The sequence below is a fragment of the Streptomyces sp. NPDC056600 genome, from assembly GCF_042792855.1.
Taxonomy (GTDB): Bacteria; Actinomycetota; Actinomycetes; order Streptomycetales; family Streptomycetaceae; genus Streptomyces.
The window spans coordinates 1-15335 of the sequence record NZ_JBHTVQ010000017.1; the positions used below are offsets into that span (position 1 = coordinate 1).

Sequence of the window (15335 nt, forward strand, 5' to 3'; positions counted from 1 at the left end):
GTCCCGGCGCGGGTGCTGATGGCCGCCCCCGCCCGCGCCCCCGCCCCCGCGCCCCCCCTACGCCCCCCTCCCCCCGTGGGGGGCTTGGGGGCCCTTCGGCCGTCACGGGGGGCAAAGGCGCCGTCCGGGCGAAACCGTGAGGGAACACACACCGGCCCGCCTGTCCGAACGGTCAGAGCTGACCGTTCGGACAGTTACCGTGAGGTCATGGCACGCACGTCCAGCGGGCTGCACGAGCGACTGCTCGCCTCCGCCCTGCGCCTGTTCGTCTCCCGCGGTTTCCGCGGCACGTCCCTCGCGGACATCGCCGCCGACGTGGGCTGCTCCAAGGCGTCGTTGCTCTACCACTTCAGCAACAAGGAGGCGATCCTCACCGAGCTGCTGATGCCGGTGGGCAACGAGGTCTTCGACCTCGACGCCCGGCTGGCGGAGCTGGACGGCGAGGAGGCCGCGGTGACCGCGATCCACTCCTTCGTCGGCATCACGCTGCGCTTCCGGCGCGAGATCAAGCTGCTCTTCGACAACCTCGCCGACGTCTCCTGCCTGCCCGACCTGGGCGTGGAGACCATCGACGGCGTCCGCGACCGGCTGATCGACGCCGTCGCCGGACGCTCCACCGATCCACGGGACCGCATCGCCGCCTCGATCGCCCTCGGCGGGATCTTCGCCACCGGCGCGGCCGACCTGCCGTACGACGACCGGACCCTGCGCGAGGCGCTGCTCACCGGCGCGCTCCGCACGCTCGACCTCGGCCCCGACCGGGCCGGCCTCGATACAGAGCTCGGGAAGAACTAGAAGAAGGGCCCCTCTCCCATGGCGACCTTGCTCTACCGGTTGGGCCGCGCGTGCTTCGGGCGCCGCGGCCTGGTGGTGGCCGTGTGGCTGCTGCTGCTCGCCCTGATGGGCGGTGCGGCGGCGGCCTTCATGGGCACCACCACCAACGCGTTCCGGATGCCGGGGACCGAGTCCCAGCGCGCGATGGACGCACTGCAGAAGCAGTTCCCGCAGGCCGCGGGCGCCACCGGCACCGTGGTGGTCACCTCCGACGAGAAGCTGACCCCCGCCGACGTCGCGCCGGTCGTGAAGGACGCCGCCGCGATACCCGACGTGGTCGCCGCGATGGACCCGTTCCAGACGCGCTCGATCTCGCAGGACGGCCGCTACGCGCTCGTCCAGGTCCAGTTCGAGGACGAGATCGCGGACATCACCGACGAGCAGCGCGAGGCCTACGCCGACCTGCCCGAGAAGTACGACGGCGAGGACGGCACGGTCCGCGTCGAGGTGGGCGGCGAACTCGCCCAGACCCCGCCGGAGATCGGCTCCACCGAGGCGATCGGCGTGGTGATCGCGGCCGTGGTCCTGGTGGTCACCTTCGGCTCGCTGGTCGCCGCGGGCATGACGCTGCTCAACGCCCTGGTGGGCGTGGGCGTCGGCATGGCCGGCCTGTACGCGCTGACCGGGTTCGTCGAGCTCAACAGCACCAGCCCGGTGCTGGCGCTGATGCTGGGCCTGGCCGTCGGCATCGACTACTCCCTCTTCATCACCTCCCGCTACCGCGGCTTCCTCGTCGAGGGCATGGAGCGGCGCGAGGCGGCCGGACGGGCCATCGGCACCGCCGGCTCCGCGGTCGTCTTCGCCGGCGCCACCGTCGTCATCGCGCTGGCCGGTCTGTCGATCGTCGGCATCCCGTTCCTGTCGGCCATGGGCCTGGCCGCGGCGGCGACCGTCGCGGTGGCCGTGCTGGTCGCGCTCACCCTGCTCCCGGCGGTGCTCGCCTTCGCCGGGGACAGGATCCTGCCGCGCAAGCTGCGCGACTCCGTCGCCGAGAAGCGCGAGGAGGGCGGCACCGTCGAGGTGAAGCAGGGCTTCGGCCACACCTGGGGCCGCCTGGCGCTCAAGCTGCGCATCCCGATCCTGGTGATCGGTGTCGCCGGTCTGGCCGCGCTGACGCTGCCCGCCCGCGACATGCACCTGGCGCTGCCGGACGCCGGCACCGCCGCCGTCGAGACCACCGAGCGGCAGGCGTTCGACCTGACCGCCGAGGGCTTCGGCCCCGGCTTCAACGGCCGCCTGATGGCCGTCGTCGCCGCCGACACCCCGGCCGCCACCAAGGCCGCGGTGCAGGACGTCACGACCCTGGTCAAGGACGTCAAGGGCGTCGCGGCCGTCGCCCCGCCGCAGTTCAACCAGGACGGCACGACGGCCCTGGTCGCCGTCGTCCCGACCACCGGGCCCACCGACACGGCCACCGAGGACACCGTCCACGCCATCCGCGGCAAGGTCGCCGACGTCCAGGGCGCCGACGTGGCACTGACCGGCGTCACCGCGATCGGCATCGACATCTCCGAGAAGCTCGCCGACGCGCTGCCGGTCTACCTGCTGCTGGTGGTCGGCCTGTCGGTGCTGCTGCTGATGCTGGTCTTCCGCTCGGTGCTGGTGCCGGTCAAGGCCGCGCTCGGCTTCCTGCTCACCGTCGGCGCGACCTTCGGACTGACCACGGCGGTCTTCCAGCAGGGTCACCTCGCCGACCTGGTGGGCGTGGACACCCCGGGGCCGCTGGTCAGCTTCCTGCCGATCATCCTCATCGGCATCCTCTTCGGCCTGGCCATGGACTACGAGGTCTTCCTGGTCTCCCGGATGCGTGAGGACTTCGTGCACGGCGCCTCCGCGCGCCAGGCCACGGTCAGCGGCCTCGGCCACAACGCCCGGGTGGTGACCGCGGCGGCGCTGATCATGACCGCCGTGTTCGCGGGCTTCGTCTTCGCCCACGACCCGATCATCAAGTCCATCGGCTTCGCGCTCGCGGTGGGCGTCCTGATCGACGCCTTCGTGGTGCGGATGACGCTGGTGCCGGCGATCATGTCGCTGCTGGGCCGCGGCGCCTGGTGGCTGCCGAAGTGGCTGGACCGCGCGCTGCCGGACCTCGACATCGAGGGGGAGAAACTGCGGCACGCCCTCGCCGAGCCGGCTCCCGCCGACCGTGACAAGGTCACGGTGGGCTGACGCCCGAGCCAGGCGTTCCTTTTACCGACGAGGCCCCGGTGGATCCACCGGGGCCTCGTTATGGTTGCCGCATGGTTGAGGGAGCGGTGCGGACCCGACGGCTGCCACGGGCGGAACGCGAACGACAGATGATGGACGCCGCCGTCCGGGTGTTCGGCCGCCAGGGCTACCGCGGCGCCTCGATGGACGAGGTGGCCGAACTCGCCGGTGTCTCCAAGCCGTTGGTGTACCTGTACCTGAACTCCAAGGAGGACCTGTTCACGGCGTGCATCCGCCGTGAGGCGAAGGCCCTCACCGAGGCGGTCCGGGAGGGCGTCGCCGACCCCGCGCTCTCCGCCGACCGGCAACTCTGGGAAGGGCTGCACGCGTTCTTCCGCTACACCGCCGAGAACCCGGACGGCTGGGCCGTGCTGCACGTGCAGGCCCGCACGCACGGCGAGCCGTTCGCGGCGGAGGTCGCCGCGATGCGCGCGGAACTGGTCGTCTTCGTCACGCAGTTGATCGCGGTGGAGGCGCGGGCGGCGCACCGGGACCCGGACCTGCCCGAGCGGGAGGTCGCCGGGCTGGCGGAGGCACTGGTGGGGGCGGCGGAGTCGCTCGCCGCCTGGGCCAACACCACGGACGGGGTCTCCGCGCGGCAGGCCGCCGCGACGCTGATGAACTTCGCCTGGGCCGGCCTCGGCGACCTCACCGCGGGCCGCCCGTGGACCCCGCCACCGGCCTGAGGGCGCGGTGCGGGGTCCCTGCGGCTCCTACTGAAGGGGCGAGGTCTCGCCCTCGAGGTGGAGGCGGTCGCGCCCGCGGAGTTCGAACCGGTCGCCGGACTCGCCGTACGCGACGGTGCCGGGGAGAAGCACCGGTGCCCTGAACCGCACCGTCACCCGCCCCGCCTCCGGCATCCCGTGCGCCGCCACGCACCGCGCCGCCGTCCACATGCCGTGCGCGATGGCCCGGGGGAACCCGAAGAGCCGGGCCGTCGCCGCCGTGAGGTGGATCGGGTTCCGGTCCCCGGACGCGGCCCCGTACCGCCGCCCCAGGTCACCCGCCAGCCGCCACTCGGCGGCCACCGGCATTGCCTCGCGCTCCGCCGGCTTGGGGCGCTCCTCCCGCTCCGCGAGGGCCTCCGGCTCCGGCCGGTCGTCGCCCTCCTCGCGGGCCCCCGCCGGCGGGTCGGCCCGGTGCCGCGCCAGGTAGGTGCTCCGCGACTCCCACACCGGCTCGCCGTCCGCCCGCGCCTCGGTGACGACCGTCGCCTCCGTGCCCCGGCGGTGCGGCGCCAGCCCCGCCACGTGCACGGCGATCTCGTACGCCCGGTCCGCCGGCATCGCGGCCCGCCGGGTGACCTCGATCGAGGTGTGCACCAGCCCCAGCACCGGCAACGGGAAGGCCCGCTCGCTCATCAGCCGCATCGTGGGCGCGAAGCCCAGCACGTGCGGGTAGGTCACCGGCAGCGTGCCGTCCGCGTCGAACCCGCAGATCCGCTCGTACGCGGCCAGCCGCCCCGCGTCCGCGCGCACGGCGGGCAGCACCAGCCGGGTGCGGGGGAACGGCGCGTCGGGCCGCGGCCGCTTGGTGGGGGAGAGCAGCGCACCACGGGCCAGCAGCGGCGCCAGCGCCGGCGCCCGGGTCAGCACCACGTTGTGCGACTCCTCGGGCCCGGCCCCGGGGCCGGGCCCGGATATCGCCTCGGTCATCTCCCTCACGCTCCCAGCATGCTCTGGCCGCAGACCCGGACCACCTGGCCGTTGACGCCCCCGGAGGCGGGGTTCGCGAACCAGGCGTGGGTCTCCGCGACGTCCACCGGCAGGCCGCCCTGGGCCAGCGAGTTCATCCGCCGCCCGGCCTCCCGGATCATCAGCGGGACCGCCGCCGTCATCCTGGTCTCGATGAAACCGGGCGCCACCGCGTTGACCGTGACCCCGTGCTCGGCCAGCGCCCGCGGCGCCAGCGCGCGGACCAGGCCGACGATGCCGGCCTTGCTGGCCGCGTAGTTGGTCTGCCCGGAGTTGCCGGCGATGCCCGCGATGGAGGCGGTCGCGGTGATCCGGCCGCCGCGCGGGATCAGCCCCTGCGCCAGCAGCGTGTCCGTGGTGTGCAGCACGCTCGCCAGGTTGACGTCGAGGACCGAGGCCCAGCGGTCGGCCGGCATGTTGACCAGGCGGCGGTCGCGGGTGATGCCCGCGTTGTGGACCAGCACGTCCAGGCGGCCCTCCGGCAGCACCGCGGCGATCCGGTCGGCGGCGTCCGCGGCGGTGATGTCCAGCCCGAGGGCCGTCCCGCCCAGGCGCTCGGCGAGGGCGCGGGCCTCCTCCTCGGCCTGCGGAACGTCCAGCACGACCACGTGGGCGCCGTCCCGCGCCAGGGTCCGCGCGACGGACGCGCCGATGCCCTGCGCCGCTCCGGTGACCAGCGCGGTCCGGCCGGCCAGGGGACGGTCCCAGTCCCCGGGGACGGCCGGCTCGGCCACGTCGACCTCGATCACCTGGCCGTCCACGAACGCCGACTTCGGCGAGAGCAGGAACCGCAGCGTGGACTCGGCGGAGGCGGCGTCGGTGAGGCGGACCAGGTTGACGGTCCTGCCCCGGCCGATCTCCTTGCCGAGGGAGCGGACGAAGCCTTCCAGGCCCTGCTGGACCGCCGCCTGGTGGTGGTCGGCCGCGTCGAGGGGGGCGCCGAGCACGACCACCCGGCCGGAGTCGGCGATCGCGCGGACCACGGGGTGCAGCGCGGCGTGCACCTCCGCCAGCCCTTCCACGGTGCGCACGCCGGTGGCGTCGACCACCACCGCGGCGGGCCGATCGACGCCGCCGGTGCGCACGTCCAGCCCGGTGTGGGCGAGGACCGGGGCCAGGTCGACGGTCGGCTTCCCGGCCGTCAGGTGGAGCACGGGGCCGTCCAGCGACGGCTGCTCGGCCGACCACCGGCGCAACGCGGCGGGCTGCGGCAGGCCCAGCCGCTTGGTGAGGAAGCGGCCGGGCGCGGTCCGGGTGAAGCTCTGATAGCGGTCGGCCATGTGGGGGCTCCCAGGCATGTGCTGTACGGACGGGGTGGGCTTACTCTGCAGTAAGGTTACCGATGGTAAGGCCCTGCGTGCCGGGCCGACGGGCCGGGCAGGACCAGTGGTAGGCCGTCGATGCTAGGGCGGCCCGACGAACAAGGTAAGGAGCAGGCCGAGATGAGCGATTCCCTGCAGCCCCCGGTGACCCGCCGCGTCGCCGTCGTCGGCGGCACGCGCATTCCCTTCGCCCGCTCCGACGGCCCCTACGCCACCGCCTCCAACCAGGAGATGCTGACCGCCGCGCTCGACGGGCTGGCCGAGCGGTACGGACTGCGGGAGCCCGGCGCCGTCGGCGAGTTCGTGGCCGGCGCGGTCCTCAAGCACAGCCGCGACTTCAACCTGGCGCGCGAGACGGTGCTGGGCTCGGGCCTGGACGCGCGGACACCCGCCTACGACATCCAGCAGGCCTGCGGCACCGGGCTCCAGGCGGTGATCGCGGTCGCCAACAAGATCATGCTCGGACAGCTGGAGTCCGGGGTGGCGGGCGGCGCCGACACCGCCAGCGACGCGCCGCTCGCCCTGAACGACCGGCTGCGCAGGATCCTCCTGGAGGCCCGCCGGGCGAAGTCCCCGGGCGCGCGCCTCAAGGCGCTGACCAAGGTGCGCCCGTCCCACCTGGTGCCCGACGTCCCGCGCAACGCGGAGCCGCGCACCCGCCTGTCGATGGGTGAGCACGCGGCGGTCACCGCCCGGGCCTGGGGCATCGGCCGCGAGGCGCAGGACGAACTGGCCGCGGCCAGCCACCGCAAGTTGGCCGCCGCCTACGAACGCGGTTTCTTCCAGGACCTGGTGGTGCCCTTCAGGGGCCTGGAGCGCGACCAGAACCTGCGGCCGGGCTCCACGGTGGAGAAGCTGGCCACGCTCAAGCCGGTCTTCGGCCTGGACGGTCCGAACCCGACGATGACGGCGGGCAACTCCACGCCGCTCACCGACGGCGCGGCCACCGTGCTGCTGGCGAGCGAGGAGTGGGCGCGGGCCCGCGGGCTGAAGCCGCTCGCCTACCTGACCGCCTACGAGACGGCGGCCGTGGACTTCGTGCACGGAGACGTCACCGGTGGTGGCGGGGAGGGGGCCGGCGGTGGCGACGCCGGTGGCGACGGCCTGCTGATGGCTCCCGCGTACGCGGTGCCGCGCATGCTGGAGCGCGCCGGGCTGGGCATCGAGGACTTCGACCTGGTCGAGATCCACGAGGCGTTCGCCTCGCAGGTGCTGGCCACGCTGGCCGCCTGGGAGAAGCAGGGGCTGGCGCCGGTGGACCGGGACCGGCTGAACGTCGCCGGCTCCTCGCTGGCCACCGGGCACCCCTTCGCCGCCACCGGCGCCCGGGTCGTCGCCACGTTGGCCAAGCTGCTCGCCGAGCGGGAGGGCCCGGCGCGGGGCCTGATCTCCGTCTGCGCGGCCGGCGGCCAGGGCGTCACGGCGATCCTGGAGAAGGCCTGAGACGCGCGTCGGGCGGGCGGTCCGCGTCGGACCGCCCGCCCGGGCGGAAAGGCAGGAGCCCCCGGACGCCGGTCATGACCGGCAGGGGGCTCCTTGGGTACTGCACTCGTTCCGGAATCAACTCAACCGGAGCAGAGCATCGGGCTCACTTCGAGCCGGAGGCTTACTGCGGGGTGACGTTCTCCGCCTGCGGGCCCTTCGGACCCTGGGTCACGTCGAAGGTCACCGCCTGGTTCTCCTCGAGCGAGCGGAAGCCGCTCGCGTTGATCGCGGAGTAGTGGACGAAGACGTCGGGGCCGCCGCCTTCCTGGGCAATGAAGCCAAAGCCCTTTTCGGCGTTGAACCACTTCACGGTTCCGGTAGCCATAAGCCCTCCTTGGGCCCAAAGGGTTGCCCTGCTCCAGAACCTGCAAGTGTCCGAAACAACTGCGAAGTCTGAAAACGACGAGAGCCCGCGGTCACATGCTCCGCAGGCTCTGTACTGCAAGGGAAACCAAACTGCAACTTGCTGCGAGCCTAGCACGCACGGGCCGGGAATCAAGAGAGGCCAAGATCACGTCACTCGTGTGCATAAAAAGCGCAGATCGGGGTTGACGGAGGGGTTCCGCCATGTGGGCGATCCGGTGGTGGACGGGTCGCTCGGCCGGCATCGGAAGCAGGGGCGCGCGCGGGCGCACCCTGAACGCCGGGTTGCGCCGGACGGGGTCTAGTCTCGCGATGTGGACAATTCTCGCATCCGGCCGCGCGTCGGCCACATCCAGTTCCTGAACTGCCTGCCCCTCTACTGGGGGCTCGCGAGAACAGGCACGCTCCTCAACCTGGAGCTGACCAAGGACACCCCGGAGAAGCTCAGCGAGAAGCTGGTGGCCGGCGACCTCGACATCGGCCCGATCACCCTCGTCGAATTCCTGAAGCACGCCGACGAACTGGTCGCCTTCCCCGACATCGCGGTCGGCTGCGACGGACCCGTGATGTCCTGCGTGATCGTCTCGCAACTGCCGCTGGACCAGCTCGACGGCGCCCGGGTCGCCCTCGGTTCCACCTCGCGGACCTCCGTGCGGCTGGCGCAGCTGCTGCTGCAGGAGCGTTTCGGCGTCACCCCCGAGTACTTCACCTGCCCGCCGGACCTGGGCGCGATGATGCTCGAGGCCGACGCCGCCGTGCTGATCGGCGACGCCGCGCTGCGGGCCAGCCTGCACGACGCGCCCCGGCTCGGACTCGCGGTGCACGACCTCGGCACGCTGTGGAAGGAGTGGACGGGCCTCCCGTTCGTCTTCGCCGTCTGGGCCGCCCGCCGCGACTACCTGGAACGCGAACCGGACCTCACCCGCCGCGTCCACGAGGCGTTCCTGGCCTCCCGCGACCTCTCCCTGGAGGAGGTCACCAAGGTCGCAGAGCAGGCCGCCCGCTGGGAGGCCTTCGACGCCGAGCTCCTGGAGCGGTACTTCACCACCCTGGACTTCCGCTTCGGCCCGGAACAGCTCGGCGCGGTCACCGAGTTCGCCCGCCGCGTCGGCCCCACCACGGGCTTCCCGGCGGACGTGAAGGTGGACCTGCTGCAGCCGTAGCGCGGCGGTGCTGTCGGTGCCGGGTGCCAGCATGCGCGGCGTGCGGGAGGGACCCGCACCTTCCGACCCCGGAGGGGCAGCGCATGGGCACCTGGGACACCGGTCCGTTCGACAACGACACCGCGGCGGACTTCTGCGGCGACCTCGACGACGCGCCGTCGGGGGAGCGGGCCGGCATGGTGCGAGCCGTGCTCCTGCGGGCCGCTCGGACGGAAGCGACGGTGTACTGCGACGGCGACACCGGTGAGAAGGCCCTGGCGGCGGCCGCCCTGGTCGCCGCCCAGTGCCCGCGGGGTGCGTCGGTGACCGGCGACTGTGGCCCGGAGGAACCGCTGCCCTGCCTGGCCCACCTGCGCGTGCTCGCTGCCGAGGCGGTGGAGCGCGTTCTCACCGAGCCGTCCGACTTGGTGGAGGATTGGGAGGGCGCTCGCGGCAGGACATGGCGGTCCCGGATGCACGGAGTGTGGGAGGTCCTGCTGCCGGAGCCGGTGGGCGAACAACTCGCCTGCTTCTGACCGCCGCGTCCCCCTCCGTGCCTGCCCGGCCTAGGCTGGCCGGGTGACGACCGAGCTGTGGCCGACGGTGATCGCGGCAGGGTGGGGAGCGGCGGCCGGGGTGCTGGCCGGGAGGCCCGCGTACCGGCTGGCGGTGGTGCCGGAGGCGCCGTGGCGGGCGGCGTGCCCCGCCGGGCATCCGCTGCCCGGCTGGCTCGGCGCCGCCCGCTGCCGGAGCTGCCCCGGCCCGTACGGCGGCGGCCGCGTGGCCCTGCCCGTCGTCACCGCCCTCCTCTGTGCCGCCGTCGCGGCGGCCACCGGGCCGCGGCCGGAGCTGCTGGTGTGGCTGCTGCTGGTGCCCGTGGGCGTGCTGCTGGCCGCCGTGGACGCCCGGGTGCACCGGCTGCCGGACGTGCTGACCCTGCCCTGCGCCGCGGCCGCCCTGCTCCTCCTCGGCGTCGCGGCGCTGCTGCCCGAGCACGGCGGCAGCTGGACGGGCGCGCTGCTCGGCGCGGCGGCCCTGGCCGCGGGACACCTGGTGCTGCACCTGGTCAGCCCGGAGGGGATGGGGTTCGGGGACGTCAAACTCACCCTCACCACCGGGGCGGTGCTCGGCTGGTACGGCTGGGGGGTGCTGCTGCTCGGGGCCTTCGCCGGGTTCCTGCTCGGCGGGCTGTACGGCCTGGGCCTGGTGGTCCTGCGCCGGGGCGGCCGCCGCACGGAGATGCCGTTCGGCCCGTTCCTGCTGGCGGGCGCCTTCCTCGGCCTGCTGACCGGGGCGTACGCCGCCATGGCCCAGGGCGTCTGACCTCGGGCCGGACCGGTTGTCCACAGGCGAAGTCCGGTCCCTCGCACCCCTGGCGTAGGCTGATGCGGTCCGTCCAAACCCTTGACGAAAGGGACGCATCGGTGACCGAGAAGGCCGAACTTCAGTCTGTGCTGGACCGCGCCGCCGACGGTGGGCGGATCACTCCCGAGGAGGCGGTCGCCCTCCTGCGCGACGCCCCGCTGCACGCCCTCGGCCAGGCCGCCGACGCCGCCCGCCGCCGCACGTTCGCCGGTACCGAGCACATCGCGACGTACATCATCGAGCGCAACATCAACTACACCAACGTGTGCGTGACGGCGTGCAAGTTCTGCGCGTTCTACGCGGCCCCGAAGGACACCAAGAAGGGCTGGACGCGCGACCTCGACGACATCCTGCGCCGCTGCGCGGAGACGGTCGAACTCGGCGGCACGCAGATCATGTTCCAGGGCGGGCACCACCCCGACTACGGCGTCGAGTACTACGAGTCGCACTTCAAGGCCATCAAGGACGCCTTCCCGCAGCTGGTCATCCACTCGCTGGGCGCCTCCGAGGTCGATCACATGGCCCGGATCTCCGGCGTCTCCGTCGAGGAGGCCGTCACCCGGATCCACCGGGCCGGTCTGGACTCCTTCGCCGGAGCCGGCGCCGAGCTGCTGCCCGCGCGGCCGCGCAAGGCGATCGCCCCGCTGAAGGAGAGCGGCGAGCGCTGGCTGGAGATCATGGAGACCGCGCACGGCCTCGGCGTGGAGTCCACCACGACCATGCTGATGGGCACCGGCGAGACCTACGCCGAGCGCATCGAGCACCTGCGGATGATCCGCGAGGTGCAGGACCGCACCGGCGGCTTCCGCGCCTTCATCCCGTACACGTACCAGCCGGAGAACAACCACCTGAAGGGCCGCACGCAGGCGACGCTCTTCGAGTACCTGCGGATGATCGCGGTCGCCCGGCTCTTCCTGGACAACGTGGTCCACATCCAGGGCTCCTGGCTGACCACGGGCAAGGAGGTCGGCCAGCTCTCCCTGCACTACGGCGCGGACGACCTGGGGTCGATCATGCTGGAGGAGAACGTGGTCTCCTCCGCGGGCGCCCGCCACCGCTCCAACCGCCAGGAGATCATCGACCTGATCCGCGCCGCGGACCGCGTCCCGGCGCAGCGGGCGACCACCTACGAGCACCTCGTCGTGCACGACGACCCGGCGAACGACCCGGGCGACGGCGACCGCGTGACCTCGCACATCTCCTCCACGGCGATCGACCGCGGCATCGCCCACCCGGAGCTCCAGATCGTCGACGCGCGCTGAGGCCGGGGCGTTGCTGACGATCCACCGGCCCTCGCTGGGCGTCCGTCGCACGGTGGGCGGGCCGGTGGAGCCCGGCTGCGCGGTGCTCGTCGCGACGCCCCACGTCGTGGCGGCGGGCCCGTACGAGGAGCTGCTGAGCGCCGACCACGCCCGGCTCTCCCGGGCCGAGGGCGACGACCCCGCGGGCGTGGCCGGGCGGACCCCGGAGATCCGGGTCCGCGCGTGGGAGGGCGTCCTGGAGCCGGGCCGGCACGAGCCGGACGGCCCCGCCCTGCTGGAGCGCGCCTACTGGCCCGACCCCCGCGAGGCGGACGAACTCGGCGCCGAACCGCTCACCGGCGAGGCGTTCGCCGCGCTCCCGATGACCGCCACCCGACTCCGCCAGAGCGCCCGGCGCGGCGTCCAGCGCCTGCTGGCCCGCGGCACCGTGATGATGGAGGGCCCCTTCACCGACCCGGCGATCGCCACGATCGTCCAGCGCTCCGGCATGGGCGTGACCCGCCTCGGCGACCGCGCCGCGGAACTGCTGCCCCGCCTCCTCGAGGTCGCCCCGGTGCGCAACGCCGACTTCGTGGTCCGCGCCGCCGACGGCTCCTGCCTCGCCACGGTCCTCGCCGGCCGCCTGGTCTTCCGCCGCCGCTGACGGTCAGGGGGCGGGCGGTCAGGGGGCGGACGGCCCTCGCCAGTAGTGCCTTCGGCTCCGCGCCACCGGCCTGCGGTTTCCCGCGGGCGAGTCGACTGCCGGTGAGCGGCTGCGCGGGGAGCCCCGGTCACCGGCCGGGGCGTCCGCGCCGGGCCGGAGGGAGGCTGCAACAATGGGCGGCGTGACCCGCGCATCCCTGGACAAGCAGCCGCACGAAGTCGCCTCGATGTTCGACGGCGTGGCGAAGCGGTACGACCTCACCAACGACGTGCTGTCCCTGGGCCAGGCACGGCTCTGGCGCAAGGAGGTCGCCAAGGCGGTCGACGCGCGCCCGGGGCAGAAGGTGCTCGACCTGGCGGCCGGCACGGCCACCTCCTCGCAGCCGTTCGCGGAGGCCGGCGCCTACGTGGTGCCGTGCGACTTCTCCCTCGGCATGCTGCGGGTCGGCAAGGAACGCCACCCGTGGATGCCGTTCACGGCCGGGGACGCGACGAAGCTGCCGTTCAAGGACGACACGTTCGACGCCGTCACCATCTCCTTCGGCCTGCGCAACGTGCAGGCCACGGACACCGCGCTCGCCGAGTTGTACCGGGTGACCAAGCCGGGCGGGCGCGTGGTGATCTGCGAGTTCAGCCGGCCGGTGTGGGCGCCGTTCCGCACCGTCTACATGGAGTACCTGATGAAGGCACTCCCGCCGGTGGCCCGGACGGTGTCCTCCAACCCGGACGCTTACGTGTACCTGGCCGAGTCGATCCAGGAGTGGCCCGACCAGCCGGCGCTCGCCTCGCGTCTGGTGAAGGCCGGCTGGAGCGACGTGGCGTGGCGCAACCTCACGGGCGGCGTGGTGGCCCTGCACCGCGGCTTCAAGCGGGACTGAGCGGTTTCCGCTGCGGGACTCGCGGCCCTGTTCGTCAACCCGGTTACGGGGAACGGGCTTTGGGGGAACTGTAGGGCGCGCCCCGGTGTCCGAAGGGGCAGTCGACTCCTTCAGGATGGGCGGTACCCATGGCCACGTTCTGCCCGCGATGCCGCGTCGCGGGGCCCGACGGGGCGCGTTTCTGCGCGAACTGCGCGGCCCCGGTGATCGCGGGGCCCCCGCCGGCCCCGCCGGCCGGTGCGGTCCCCACGCCACCGGAGCCCCCGGCGGAGCCGCCGCGTCCGTCAGCCCCGCCGGACGTGTCCCCGCCCGCGGCTCCGATCGAACCACCGCCGAAGCCATCCGTTCCGCCGCCCGCCCCCGCGGAGCCCTCGACGGCTCCGGGCTCCCTCGCCGCGTCCTCGACGACTTCGGCTGCTGCCGCCGGTGACGACTCGGACCTGTCCGCCGGGGCGGCCTCCTCTTCCGGGTCCGGCCCTGTCGAAGGTGCGGGCCCAGCCGCCGGCGCGGACGACTCCGCCGGTTCGGCCTCCGCGACGGCCTCTCCGGCGACCGCCGGTCCCTCGGGGCCGGGCACACCGGTGGAATCCTCGGCGCCCTCGGTGCCGGCCGCGTCGGCGGGACCTCCCTCGACCGGCGAACCGGCCTCGACCGCGGGCGCGGCCGAGGCGGGGGAGCCGGGGGAGTCCGCCAGGCTCGCGAAGCCCTCCATACCCCCGGCACCCTCCGCGCCCCCAGCACCACCCGCGCCCGCCACGGCACCTTCCGCGCCTCCGGTGCCACCCGCGCCCTCCGCCCCGCCGGCCCCCACCGCACCCCCGGCGGCGCGGGCCGGGGAATCGTTTCTGGAGCGGTTCATCGGCGGGGACTGGGCCGGGGCGGCGACGGCCGCGCTGATTCCACTGGGGCTGTTGCTGGGAGCCGCGGTGGCGGTCGGGGTCGTGCTGCAGGTGGTCGGTATGTCCTCCGAGGAGTCGGCGGGCGGGATCCGGGGCCTCCTCGCCCTGCTGCTGCAGGGCCTCGGCGCGGGCGGGATCGAGCTGCGGCATGAAGGCGGCGGGATGGCGATGATCGTGGCGGGCGGCTACGCCGTCGAGATCTCCGGGGTCCCGTTCGCCGCCGCCCTCCTGTGGCTGCTCGGCCTCTGGCTGGCCGGCCGTGTCACCCGCGCCCGCCTCGCCGCCGGGGCGGCCACCGTTCCGTCACCGCCGAGCTCCGCCACCGGCGGGTCCGTCCCCGCGCCGGGCGCCCCGCCGCGACGGGCCGCCCGCCGCGGCGGGGCGGTCGAGGCCGCTCTCCGCACCGGGCTGCTGACCGCCGTCGGCGTCCTGCTGCTGGCCCTGTTCGCCGGGTCCGGCGGGTCCGGGGAGCTGTCCGTCACCGTCTCCCCCCTGCGCGCGGCGCTCGTCGCGCTGCTCGCCGCGGTGGTCGTGGTCGCCGCGGTGGCGGGGCGCGAGGAACTGGCCGGGTGGCGGGCGACCCGGCCGGGGCCGGATCTGCTGCTGCGGGCCGGCGGCACCGCCGTGCGGGCCATGGCCGCCGTCCTGGCGCTGTGCGGCACGGTCGTCGCGGTGCTGCTCCTGCTGGCCCTGCTGGACGTGGACGTGCTGCCCGGGAGCGGCCCCGGACCGGGCGGTGACGACGCGGTGGTCGTCCTGGCCCTGCTGCCCAACCTGGCGGTCTACCTGCTCGGCCTGGCCTGGGCCGTGCCGGTCCAGTGGAACGGCTGGATGCTGGTCGGCGAGGACCAGCTGGGAGTGCGCCACACCTTCGGACTGTCGGAGCTCGCCGACATGGGCCCCGGCCTCGCCGTGGGCGCGCTGGTGCTCGGTCTGCTCTGCGCGGCGCTGATCGGGTGGATCGTCGCCCGGCGCTCCACCGGGCCCGCCGAGGCGCTCCTGGCCGGCGGCCTGGTCCTCGTCCTGTTCCTCGTGCCGGCCGCGTGCGGCACGGTGACCGCCGAGCTCGTGGAGGGGGCCGGCTTCGGCGACGAGTTCCTGCACGACATCGTCCGGAGGCGCACGCTGATCCACGTCGGCCTGGACCTCGGGTTCGCCGCGCTCCTCGGCATCCTGTGGGTGCTCGGCCCCGCCGCCGTGGCCTCCCGCTTCGCGCGGCCCCGCACCTGACGCGGGGCCGC

The 15335-nt window shown here is 74.0% G+C and carries 14 protein-coding genes; 11 read left to right on the forward strand and 3 right to left on the reverse strand.

Annotated features, from left to right (window positions below; genetic code table 11):
* Positions 1 to 207: 207 nt before the first annotated feature.
* The 3 genes from ACFRAV_RS11380 to ACFRAV_RS11390 all read left to right on the forward strand — a co-directional run bounded on the left by ACFRAV_RS11380 (position 208) and on the right by ACFRAV_RS11390 (position 3728).
* The gene (locus tag ACFRAV_RS11380) at positions 208 to 795 is read left to right on the forward strand and encodes a TetR/AcrR family transcriptional regulator (RefSeq protein ID WP_382553879.1); all 588 of its coding nucleotides are present in this window, start codon (positions 208 to 210) and stop codon (positions 793 to 795) included.
* An 18-nt stretch (positions 796 to 813) separates the two neighbouring features.
* Entirely contained in the window at positions 814 to 3003 is a 2190-nt protein-coding gene (locus ACFRAV_RS11385; RefSeq protein ID WP_382553881.1) for an MMPL family transporter, read from the forward strand.
* 71 nt (positions 3004 to 3074) lie between these two features.
* Complete coding sequence (locus ACFRAV_RS11390) at positions 3075 to 3728, forward strand: TetR/AcrR family transcriptional regulator (protein WP_382553884.1); 654 nt, start codon at positions 3075 to 3077, stop codon at positions 3726 to 3728.
* Between the two features lie 27 nt (positions 3729 to 3755).
* Here the strand turns inward: ACFRAV_RS11390 and ACFRAV_RS11395 are convergent, their stop codons facing one another.
* Positions 3756 to 4697 carry a MaoC family dehydratase gene (locus ACFRAV_RS11395; protein ID WP_382554039.1) on the reverse strand — a complete coding sequence of 314 codons (942 nt, stop codon included), beginning with the start codon at positions 4695 to 4697 and terminating at the stop codon, positions 3756 to 3758.
* A 5-nt stretch (positions 4698 to 4702) separates the two neighbouring features.
* Positions 4703 to 6016, reverse strand: a complete 1314-nt coding sequence (locus ACFRAV_RS11400) for a 3-oxoacyl-ACP reductase (protein ID WP_382553887.1) — start codon at positions 6014 to 6016, stop codon at positions 4703 to 4705.
* A 162-nt stretch (positions 6017 to 6178) separates the two neighbouring features.
* Between ACFRAV_RS11400 and ACFRAV_RS11405 the strand changes: the two genes are divergently transcribed.
* Complete coding sequence (locus tag ACFRAV_RS11405; RefSeq protein WP_382553889.1) at positions 6179 to 7501, forward strand: acetyl-CoA C-acetyltransferase; 1323 nt, start codon at positions 6179 to 6181, stop codon at positions 7499 to 7501.
* 163 nt (positions 7502 to 7664) lie between these two features.
* Here ACFRAV_RS11405 and ACFRAV_RS11410 read toward each other — a convergent pair whose 3' ends face one another.
* Positions 7665 to 7868, reverse strand: a complete 204-nt coding sequence (locus tag ACFRAV_RS11410; RefSeq protein ID WP_108954893.1) for a cold-shock protein — start codon at positions 7866 to 7868, stop codon at positions 7665 to 7667.
* A 352-nt stretch (positions 7869 to 8220) separates the two neighbouring features.
* Between ACFRAV_RS11410 and ACFRAV_RS11415 the strand changes: the two genes are divergently transcribed.
* The 7 genes from ACFRAV_RS11415 (at position 8221) to ACFRAV_RS11445 (ending at position 15324) form a co-directional block, all read left to right on the forward strand.
* On the forward strand, positions 8221 to 9069 hold the full coding sequence (locus tag ACFRAV_RS11415; protein WP_382553891.1) for a menaquinone biosynthetic enzyme MqnA/MqnD family protein: 849 nt from the start codon (positions 8221 to 8223) through the stop codon (positions 9067 to 9069).
* Between the two features lie 83 nt (positions 9070 to 9152).
* A complete protein-coding gene (locus ACFRAV_RS11420) occupies positions 9153 to 9584 on the forward strand; it encodes a DUF4259 domain-containing protein (RefSeq protein WP_382553893.1) in 432 nt (143 codons plus the stop codon).
* Positions 9585 to 9627: 43 nt separating this feature from the next.
* Positions 9628 to 10371 carry a prepilin peptidase gene (locus ACFRAV_RS11425; protein WP_382553896.1) on the forward strand — a complete coding sequence of 248 codons (744 nt, stop codon included), beginning with the start codon at positions 9628 to 9630 and terminating at the stop codon, positions 10369 to 10371.
* A 101-nt stretch (positions 10372 to 10472) separates the two neighbouring features.
* On the forward strand, positions 10473 to 11675 hold the full coding sequence (gene mqnC, locus ACFRAV_RS11430) for a cyclic dehypoxanthinyl futalosine synthase (protein ID WP_382553899.1): 1203 nt from the start codon (positions 10473 to 10475) through the stop codon (positions 11673 to 11675).
* A gap of 10 nt (positions 11676 to 11685) precedes the next feature.
* Positions 11686 to 12318 carry a hypothetical protein gene (locus ACFRAV_RS11435; RefSeq protein ID WP_382553901.1) on the forward strand — a complete coding sequence of 211 codons (633 nt, stop codon included), beginning with the start codon at positions 11686 to 11688 and terminating at the stop codon, positions 12316 to 12318.
* Positions 12319 to 12499: 181 nt separating this feature from the next.
* Complete coding sequence (locus tag ACFRAV_RS11440; protein ID WP_108955069.1) at positions 12500 to 13195, forward strand: demethylmenaquinone methyltransferase; 696 nt, start codon at positions 12500 to 12502, stop codon at positions 13193 to 13195.
* 911 nt (positions 13196 to 14106) lie between these two features.
* Positions 14107 to 15324 (forward strand): hypothetical protein, encoded by a 1218-nt coding sequence (locus ACFRAV_RS11445; RefSeq protein WP_382553903.1) that lies wholly within the window; start codon positions 14107 to 14109, stop codon positions 15322 to 15324.
* Positions 15325 to 15335: the final 11 nt, after the last annotated feature.